This is a genomic window from Vibrio sp. 10N.222.48.A3 (genome assembly GCF_041475345.1).
Lineage (GTDB): Bacteria > Pseudomonadota > Gammaproteobacteria > Enterobacterales > Vibrionaceae > Vibrio > Vibrio tasmaniensis_A.
Map to the genome: position 1 here is coordinate 1 of NZ_JBFRVX010001092.1, position 1,347 is coordinate 1,347.

Sequence of the window (1,347 nt, forward strand, 5' to 3'; positions counted from 1 at the left end):
GCTGCCGCTTTACTCGAACGCAACGGGCAAACTGCACAGCAAAGACGCTAAAGCGATCAAGAAAGCGTTCAAGCAACACATGCTGCAATCGGTTCGTTTCAGCGAGCAAATTGAAGCGATGTATGAAGCAGGCGCGCGCGTATTCGTTGAGTTCGGTCCGAAAAACATTCTTCAAAAGCTGGTTGAGAAAACATTGGCTGATAAGAACGAAGAGCTTTACGCAATCAGCATCAACCCAAGCCCTAAAGGCGACAGTGACCAACAGCTTCGCTTAGCTGCGGTTCAACTGTGCGTGGCAGGTATTTCATTAGACAACATTGACCCTTACCAAGCTGACATTGCTGAACCTGCGAAGGCATCACCAATGAACATCAAGCTGAATGCAACCAACTACATCAGCCCTGCTACTCGTAAGAAAATGGATCAATCATTGGCTTCGGGCAACGTCACCGAAAAGACTGAGATTGTTGAAGTGAAAGTTGAAGTCGAGAAAATCGTGGAAAAAGAAGTGATTAAAACAGAAATCGTTGAAGTACCTGTGGCTGCTCCTCAAGCTTCAAATGTACAACAGTCAGCTGCTCCAGCACCAAGCGCACAAGTAGCAACAACAGCTCAGCAGCCTCAAGTGGTTCAAACAGCCCCAGCGACTAGTCAGCCAACAGCTCAAGTAACGGTAGATGAGTCTTCATTGCAGTCGTTCTTCAATGCTCAACAACAAGCAGCAGAAGTACATCAGCAATTCTTGGCGATTCCTCAGCAATACGGTGACACGTTCAACACCTTAATGTCTGAGCAAGCGAAAATGGCAACAGCAGGCGTAGCAATTCCTGAGAACCTGCAACGTTCTATGGAAATGTTCCACCAGCACCAAGCTGAAACGCTAAAAGCGCACGCTCATTACCTAGAAATGCAAGCGCACAGCAACAACTCAGCACTTAATATGCTAACGCAAGGTTCAGCACAAACGGCACAACAAACCTTCGTTGCGCCAGTAAATGTTCAGCCAGTGATTCAAGCTACAGCTACTCCAACGACTCCAGCAGCTACCGTCCAACAGCCTGTAGCTCAAGTACAAGCGACTCCTGTACAAGCCGCGCCAGTTCAAGCTCAGTCTGTTCAAGTTACGCCAGTACAGAAAGCCGTTCCTGCACCACAAGTAGCGGCTCAAGCGGCAGCGCCTGTTGCAGCTCAACCTGTGCCAGTTAAAGCGCAACCAGCTCCTGTGGCTGCACCAGTAGCAGTACAAACAGCCGACGCTGAAAAAGTGATGCTAGAAGTCGTTGCCGAGAAAACGGGTTACCCAACGGAGATGCTTGATCTAGAAATGGACATGGAAGCAGACCTTGG

At 48.8% G+C, this 1,347-nt stretch carries 1 pseudogene; it reads left to right on the forward strand.

Annotation, left to right across the window (positions count from 1 at the left end):
- Positions 1-1,347: pseudogene (locus AB4653_RS23905) on the forward strand (beta-ketoacyl synthase); the annotation flags it as partial.